This window comes from Paraburkholderia sp. EB58 (genome assembly GCF_050436665.1).
Lineage (GTDB): Bacteria > Pseudomonadota > Gammaproteobacteria > Burkholderiales > Burkholderiaceae > Paraburkholderia.
Genome location: NZ_JBNDMQ010000008.1, coordinates 287976 through 296022 on the forward strand (window position 1 = coordinate 287976; position 8047 = coordinate 296022).

Annotated in this window: 8 protein-coding genes; all 8 read right to left on the bottom strand. The window is 60.7% G+C overall.

Annotation, left to right across the window (positions count from 1 at the left end; all coding sequences use genetic code 11):
• Positions 1-98: 98 nt before the first annotated feature.
• Positions 99-452: a copper-binding protein gene (locus P3T40_RS14720; RefSeq protein WP_429268442.1), complete on the bottom strand. Its 354-nt coding sequence runs from the start codon at positions 450-452 to the stop codon at positions 99-101.
• On the bottom strand, positions 449-3667 hold the full coding sequence (locus tag P3T40_RS14725) for an efflux RND transporter permease subunit (RefSeq protein ID WP_429268443.1): 3219 nt from the start codon (positions 3665-3667) through the stop codon (positions 449-451). The genes P3T40_RS14720 and P3T40_RS14725 overlap by 4 nt, the downstream gene beginning before the upstream one ends.
• Positions 3664-5217, bottom strand: coding sequence for an efflux RND transporter periplasmic adaptor subunit (locus P3T40_RS14730; protein WP_429268444.1), 1554 nt, complete (start codon positions 5215-5217; stop codon positions 3664-3666). Before P3T40_RS14730 ends, P3T40_RS14725 begins: the two co-directional genes overlap by 4 nt.
• A gap of 10 nt (positions 5218-5227) precedes the next feature.
• Complete coding sequence (locus P3T40_RS14735; RefSeq protein WP_429268445.1) at positions 5228-6529, bottom strand: TolC family protein; 1302 nt, start codon at positions 6527-6529, stop codon at positions 5228-5230.
• A 112-nt stretch (positions 6530-6641) separates the two neighbouring features.
• The gene (locus tag P3T40_RS14740; protein WP_429268446.1) at positions 6642-7007 is read right to left on the bottom strand and encodes a hypothetical protein; all 366 of its coding nucleotides are present in this window, start codon (positions 7005-7007) and stop codon (positions 6642-6644) included.
• Positions 7008-7148: 141 nt separating this feature from the next.
• The gene (locus P3T40_RS14745; RefSeq protein ID WP_429268447.1) at positions 7149-7403 is read right to left on the bottom strand and encodes a DUF2933 domain-containing protein; all 255 of its coding nucleotides are present in this window, start codon (positions 7401-7403) and stop codon (positions 7149-7151) included.
• Positions 7404-7538: 135 nt separating this feature from the next.
• Positions 7539-7781 (bottom strand): hypothetical protein, encoded by a 243-nt coding sequence (locus P3T40_RS14750; protein ID WP_429268448.1) that lies wholly within the window; start codon positions 7779-7781, stop codon positions 7539-7541.
• A gap of 53 nt (positions 7782-7834) precedes the next feature.
• Positions 7835-8047 (bottom strand): transposase (locus P3T40_RS14755; protein WP_429268449.1); only part of this gene is annotated, 213 nt, incomplete at its 5' end.

Below are 8047 nucleotides of genomic sequence, written 5' to 3' on the forward strand. Positions count from 1 at the left end.
GCGGACTCAATCACGCAGCGGACCAGCGTCAACGCTGACACAGCAATGCGTTAGCGGCAGGACAAGGCGCCGACGCATCGCTGTGCAACCGCGGACCGCTACTGTTTCAGAAGCTTCACGATGGTCAGCGTGCCATCCACATTTTCAACGCGAACCTTGACCTTTTCGCCCTCCTTCGCCTGTTTTACCATCGACGCATCCTTGGCCTTGTAGGCCATTGTCATCGCCGACATCCCGATGTTCTTCAGCTCGCCGTGCTGAAGCGTCACCATGCCGGTCGACGGGTCCACCTTCCTCACGACCGCATCGGTGAGCGCCGCGTTGTTCGGCGTCTCGGCATCCGTTGCGCTGCTGTTCATCTTCATGCCGGCCATATCGTCCGCCGCCAGCGCCGCACCGGCGAGCGTGAGACCAGTACAGAACGCAGCCGTCAGGGTGATCAACTTCTTCATTGGTTTTCTCCAGAGTGAGTTTGCGGCACGAACGTGCCAGTGGGTACTACGTGAGGTTGAAGCGATTCTTGCGTGTTTGCTTTCGTACGCGCGACGCGGCGGCGTTGCAGCAACAGCCAGGCGGCCGGAATGATGAGCATCGACAGGAGCGGCGCGGTCACCATACCGCCAACCATCGGCGCGGCGATGCGCTGCATGACTTCGGAGCCGGAACCATGACCGAGCATGATTGGAATAAGGCCCGCCAGCACGACCGCGACGGTCATCGCCTTAGGTCTCACACGCAGAACCGCGCCTTCGCGAATAGCGTCGACCAGGGTCGCTTCGGTAAAGGGCTGGCCTTCGTCGAGCCGGCGGTTAAGTGCCTCCTTCAGATACAGCAGCATCACGACACCGAATTCGGCCGCCACGCCCGATAACGCGATGAATCCCACCGCTGTGGCGACTGATACCGCGTGCCCGAGGATCCAGATCAGCCAGAACCCTCCAACCAGCGCAAAGGGCACCGTCGACATTAGCAATAGTGCGTCGGCCGCCGAGTTGAACGTCAGGAACAGCAGCACAAAGATGACGACGAGCGTCACAGGAATCACAGTTCGCAGCTTCGCAGCGGCCCGCTCCAGATACTCGAACTGACCCGACCACGCAATCGAATATCCCGGTGGCAATACAACGTGCTGCGCAACAGCGATCTGCATTGCCTTCACCGCCGATTGCAAGTCAGTATCGCGAATGTCGACATAGACGTAGCCTGATAGCCGGGCGTTCTCGCTACGGATCATCGGCGGCCCATCGGAGATCCTGATCGTGGCAACGTCTCCCAGCGTGATCTTTGCGCCGCGGTCCGTTACAACTGGCAACTGACGTATGTTGTCGACCGAGTCGCGGATCTCCCGTGGATAGCGGATGTTGATCGGAAAGCGCTCGCGACCCGCGATAACCTCGCCAACGTTATCGCCACCCACAGCAGTCGACACGACGGACTGGATGTCGGTCACCGACAGGCCATAGCGGGCGGCTGCGAGGCGGTCAATGTCGACGTCGATGTAGTGACCGCCGTTCAGGCGTTCCGCCAGTGCCGATGTGACGCCCGGAACGTTCTTCAGGACGGACTCGACCTGCGTGGCGATCTTGTCGATCTGCCCGAGGTCCGCGCCGGAGATTTTCACTCCGACTGGCGTCTTGATCCCGGTCGACAGCATGTCCAGACGATTGCGAATCGGGGGCACCCAGACGTTCGACAGGCCCGGAATCTTCACCCGCGCATCGAGTTCATCCACCAGCTTCTCCGGTGTCATGCCCGGCCGCCATTCGCTGCGCGGCTTGAACTGGATGGTGGTCTCGAACATCTCGAACGGCGCGGGATCGGTCGCGGTGTCGGCACGTCCCGACTTGCCGAACACAGTTTTCACTTCGGGAACCGTCTTGATGAGGCGATCCGTCTGCTGCAGCAGTTCGGCGGCTTTGTCTGCCGAGATGCCAGGTAAGGCGGTCGGCATGTAGAGCAGGTCGCCTTCGTCGAGCGGCGGCATGAATTCACCGCCGAGCCGTGACACGGGAATCATCGTGACGGCGAGCGCAACGACCGCCAGCCCAATAGCAACCCACGGCCGGCGCAGGGTCGCTTCGAGCAATGGACGGTACAGGCGGATCAGCACGCGGTTGATCGGATTGGCGTTCTCATGCGGAATCCGGCCCCGGATCAGGTAGCCCATCAGTACCGGCACGAGCGTGACAGACAACCCGGCGGCGGCGGCGATCGTGTAGGTCTTGGTGAAAGCGAGTGGCGCAAACAGTTTCCCTTCCTGACCTTCGAGCGAGAACACCGGAATGAACGATAGCGTAATGATCAGCAGCGAAAAGAACAGCGCTGGACCGACCTCGGCCGCAGATTGCGCAATCAGTTCCCATCGCTGGGCGCTCGTGATCGGCGTATCGGGATGCTTGTGGTCGTACGCTTCCAGATGCTTATGCGCATTCTCGATCATCACGATGGCGGCATCGATCATCGCGCCGATGGCAATGGCAATCCCGCCCAACGACATCAGGTTTGCGTTGACGCCCTGATAACGCATCACGATGAACGCGGCCAGCACCCCGAGCGGCAGCGACAGGATCGCGACGAACGCGCTGCGCAGATGGAACAGGAACACCGCGCAGACCAGGCCGACGATGATGAACTCCTCGATGAGCTTGTCCTTGAGGTTGTCGACTGCTCGTTCGATGAGCTGCGAGCGGTCATAGGTCGTCACGACCTCGACGCCCGGAGGCAGGGACTTCTTCAGATCGGCGAGCTTCGCCTTGACCCCTTCGATGGTCGTCAGCGCGTTCTTTCCCGAGCGCATGACGATCACACCGCCCGCCACTTCGCCTTCACCATTCAGTTCGGCAATGCCGCGGCGCATTTCCGGGCCGATCTGGATGCGGGCGACGTCGCCGAGCAACACGGGGGTGCCCGTGTCGTTCGTCCGCAGCACGATGTGGCGAAAATCGTCGAGCGAGTGCAGATAGCCCGATGACCGGACCATATACTCGGATTCGGCCAGTTCGACCACTGAACCGCCCGATTCCTGGTTCGCCTTACCGATGGCATCCGCGACGGTAGCCTGTGTGATGCCGTAGGCGCGCAGCTTGTCCGGATCCAGAACGACCTGGTATTGCTGCACCATGCCGCCGATGCTGGCCACCTCCGATACGTCCGGCACGGCTTTCAGCTCGAACTTCAGAAACCAGTCGTTCAGGGCCCGAAGCTGCCCAAGGTCATGTTTGCCTGTGCGGTCAACCAGTGCGTATTCATAGACCCAACCCACGCCCGTCGCGTCAGGTCCAAGAGAGACAGTTGCGCCCGGCGGCAAACGGCTCTGCACCTGGTTCAGGTATTCGAGTACGCGCGACCGCGCCCAATACTGATCAGTCTTGTCGTCGAACAGCACGTACACGAACGCATCGCCGAACGACGAATAGGCGCGGATAGTGGTGGCGCCTGGCACACCCAGCAGCGTCGTCGTGAGCGGATACGTCACCTGGTCCTCGACCACCTGCGGCGCCTTGCCCGGATACGAGGCCTTGATGATGACCTGTGTGTCGGACAGATCCGGCAGCGCGTCGAGGGGCGTCTGGGTCAACGAATAGACGCCCCACGCGGTGACGAGCACGGTCGCGAGCAGCACGAGGAACCGGTTGTAAATCGACCAGCGAATGATGCGTGCAATCATTTCGTGCCTCCGACCGGTTCGACCTGCGTCAACTGGTAGCCGTCATCGGACTGCCTGAAGACGAAATGCACGGACTCGCCCACCTTGACGTCCGGGAAGGCGGTTGGCGATGGTTTGCCGAAGGTCATCGTCATCGCACCCCAGCCCAGCGCCGGCACGGGCTGGTGCGAGAATGTGATGTCGCTAGCGGTGACTTTTTCGACCTTGCCAGTCGTTGCGTAGGTTTGCGCGGCAGCAGGCGCAGAGGTGGAAGCAGGCGCCGAGGCAGACGCTCCGGGTGCCGCGCTTCCTTCGAGTTTCGGCAGCACGGATGTGAGACTCGCTTCCGAGTCGATCAGGAACTGGCCCGATGCGACGACCTGCTGGCCTTCAGTCAACCCGCTCGTCACCTCGGTGCTGTCTCCGCTATCCTTGCCGACTGTAATCTCGACAGGCTGCAGCCGGCCGTCGCCATTCCTGACGATGACGATCGACCGTTTGCCAGTCGTGATAACCGCTTCGGACGGCACAAGCAGCCGCGAGACCGGTTTCGCCCCACTGACACGCGCGCGCATCAGCATCCCAGGCGTCAGCTTCAGCCCGGCGTTGTCGATTTCGAGGCGCGCCTGCAGCGTCCGGCTGTCCGGACTGATGCCCGGCAGGATTTCACGGATGTGACCGCTAAAGTGCTGCGAAGCGTCGGCGGCGAACGCCGCGTCGACCGTCATGCCAGGCTGCACCTGCAAGGCGAGCGACTCGGGTATCTCAACGATCAACCACAGCTTCGAAAGACCCGCGATCTTGGCGAGCGTTTGCCCCGGCGACACCATCGCACCATCGCGAACATTGAGTTCCGTCAGGACGCCGGCTTGCTGGGCGAATAGCGTGACGTGGGTCTGCGCCTTACCTGTTTGGTCGAGGCTCGCAATGAGCCCGTCCGGAATCGAGAGCGCCTGCATGCGCGCACGTGCTGCGGCAAGCAGGCTGGCATCCATGCCCCCGCGCTTGAGCGCCAGGTATTCTTCCTGCGGCGCCAGCCAGTCGGGAACGAAAAGCGACGCAATCGGCGCTCCCTTCGCGACACGTTGCATCGGGGCGTTTGCGTACAGGTGGTCGATATAACCCGTCACCCGCGACTGGACGACATCGGCCATCGACTCGTCGAACTGGGTGGTTCCGATCGCGTCGAAACCTTCGGCGGTCTCCTGACGGACCACGGTCGCGTATCGGATGCCAAGATTCTGTTGAAGTGTGGAGTCGACCTTGATTCCGCTTGAACCGCCTTCGTCCGCGAAGACGGGCTGAAGCTGCATATCCATAAAGGGCGATTTGCCGGGCTTGTCGAAGTGCTGGTTCGGCACCATCGGATCGTGCCAATAGAGCACTTTGCGACCTGTCTTGGGATCGACCTTATCTCCAGCTACTCCGGCTACGGATGGAGTCTCGGCCGCGGCTGACACCATGGGTGCATCTGTTGCGGCACGACGGGTTCCAATCACATAGCCGGCACCTAACAGCACAGCTGCAGTGAATACTGCCGCAACGGCGCGTACGATCAGTTTCTGGTTCATGTTTTTCTCTTTACTGGCCGGAGGTCATGTCGGGCGGCAGAACCTGGTATTCCAGTTGCGCCCAGACGAGGGAAACTTCCCGTTCAAGGTTCAACACCTGAAGATCCGCTTCGAGCTGTGTATGTCTCGCATCCAACGCGTCGGAGAGCGTGCCGGCACCCGACTGGTATGCGGCATTGGCTAGTTGCACTTTCTGTTCAGCAGCGGGAAGAACGGTTTGCCTTGCATTGGCCAGCCGTTCCCGGCCACTGGCGAGCTTTGCCGTCAGACTCTGGATATCCGCGACGACCTGCCGTGCGGTGTCCTCGTAAGTGAGCCGCGCCTGTGTACCCATCTCGGATTTTTGCTCGACGTCGCGGTCTTCGACGTTCCCGCGGTGGATCGGCAAAGGGATGGATACCCCTACCGACACGTAATCCGGGAACCTTCCGCCGCTCTTGAAGTAGGTCAGCCCCCAGGTCCAGTTCGGACTCCTGTTACTTCGGGTAACGTCCGTGTCGGCGTCCGCGAGGGAGACGGCGGCGCGGGCTGCGATCAATGAAGGCTGAACCTGAGCAAGTTGCTCGGGGCTTAAACTGGAAACTTGTGACTCAGGTTCCGGCGGGGTACCGGCGACTTCCAGCACATTGCCTGCTCCCGTCCAGCGCGATAGCGTAATCAACGCGGTCTTCTCGTCCTGCTGGGCACTGATCAGTTCGTCACGCGCATTCCCGAGCGTCAGGTTGGCTTGCGCGACATCGACCGCCGTCCCTTTTGCGCCACGGTAGGACGCCTGCCTTGCCGCAAGTTCCTGGCTCAGATGGTCCACCAGCGCCTGACTCAGGGCGACCGCCTTCTTTGCATAGATGGCGTTCAGCCAGGCCATGGCCGCTTGCTGACGGACTTCGGCCACCTTTTCGAGGTACGTCGATGTGTCGCGCTCGACGGCACGATCGGCGAGCGTTGTCTGCAGTCGGCGCTTTTCCGGAGACACCCATTCCTGCTGGATGCCGATGCCGCGCATCGTGAAGTTGTCCTGCCCTATGGTGAAGGCATTGGGTCCATTGACGGGCAGGTCCTGGACACTGAGATTCAGCGTGGGATTGGGCAGTTGCCCGGCTTTTACGACCACGTCTGAACTTCCCCGGACCGAGGCTTGCGCAGCCTGGATCGAGGACGAGCGGCTGGTCGCAATTTGCAGCGCCTCGTCGAGCGTCAAGCCCGTGTCCTGGGCGTACGCCGCGCGGCCACCCAACAGGCCGAATGCGAAAAGGACGGCACATGAGCGAGCCCAGGCGCGCCGGGATGCCGGCGTGCCGATGATGGAAAGCATGTTCTAACCTCGAATGGTCGAGCCGCGTATAGCCGCGAGAGCGGACACACGAACTCACGTCCCGAAACGGGACGACATCACCGCGCAAAAGCGGCGAACCAGAACGATGGAGTTAGAGGGACTGCGGTGGACGCCAGAGGCCATCCGGCTCGCGGATGGAGAGCGACTGTGTGTAGTGGAAGCTGACGGGAACAAACGACCCGGCGGGTCGAGTCACGGTGGGAGAAGAAACGGGGTGATAGAGGCTACCCATCTGACACTGGGCACTCACCTTGCACAGCGATACCTTCGACTTGCCGTGTTCGCTGGACGTTGGGCTCATAGAATCGCAGCCGGGCATATCAGCCGACATGACGGCGCTGTCGCCGGCCATGGAGGATTCCATCGCGCACGCTCCAGTCGCGCCACTGGCTGCCAGCCCACTGAGGGGCAGCATCACACACAGCAGCAAGACGAAGAGTGTCCGCAGAATTTTCATCGCAACAAGTATAGCGTAGCCGTTTCAATCTGATTGGCGGTTTTTAAACCGACAAGTTGATCGACCGTGCGTGCGTTAGATGAAACGACGTAGACGACGTTGCGGCCGAACTCGCAGCGCGGTCTACGCCGTTCGGGTTGATTACAGATGGTTCGTCCTGCGTTGCCCCGAGGACAACACCTGGTTAGCGGGTGGCAGGACACTGCTGGTCGACTTATCCGGGCGTTGCATGAACCACACCATCATTACCATCGACAGCGGACATAGCACCACCACAGAAAGAGGCGTCAAAGCCAGGATCTCAGCGTGATATGCAGGCAGCGCCCAATATGCGACCGCAAGAACCGCCGCCAGCGCGCCGGCGATTTTTAGCAGGAATTTCACATTGCATTTCATGAAAGGCTCCGGCCTCGGGATCAAGACGATCCCAAGGCATCGGTAAAGCGTGGATTAATAAGGCTATGAGCCAGCTTTATTCGAAAGCGTTACGAGGCCGACCGACGCCCGCCTTATTTCGGCGGGCGTTGCGTGTCAGCACTTGCCGCCAGGATGCTGCTGGCTCGTCATCGGACAATTGCCGTTGCTCATCATCGGGCAAGCGTCCATGTTCATACGGCCGTTCTCAGCAGATCCCATCATCGGGGCTGAGGCCGGGGCGGCAAGAGAATCGTTTGGATACGCCCCGCCACGTGGTCCGCCGCCGGCCATGGCGACGCCGGTGAAACCAGTGATAGACATCAGCAGGAGGGACATCGTCAGTCGTTTGATATTCATTTTGAACTCCGGAAATAGGAGGTACTAAGCCGAAACAAAGTAAGCGGACATGATCACGCCGCGTAGCGAACTGACGGATGTTGAAACATGGATCGGACCAGGGCCGGAATTTTCTGCAGCGAGCGCAGAACGGCTCGAATACGCTGCTTAAGATGTCCAGGACCTTTGATGGCAAGCTTGCCGATCTTGTGGTGCTTGAGATAGCCCCATACCAGTTCGTCGGGGTTCAGGTCCGGCGAGTAAGCAGGCAAAAAGAACAGGCAAAG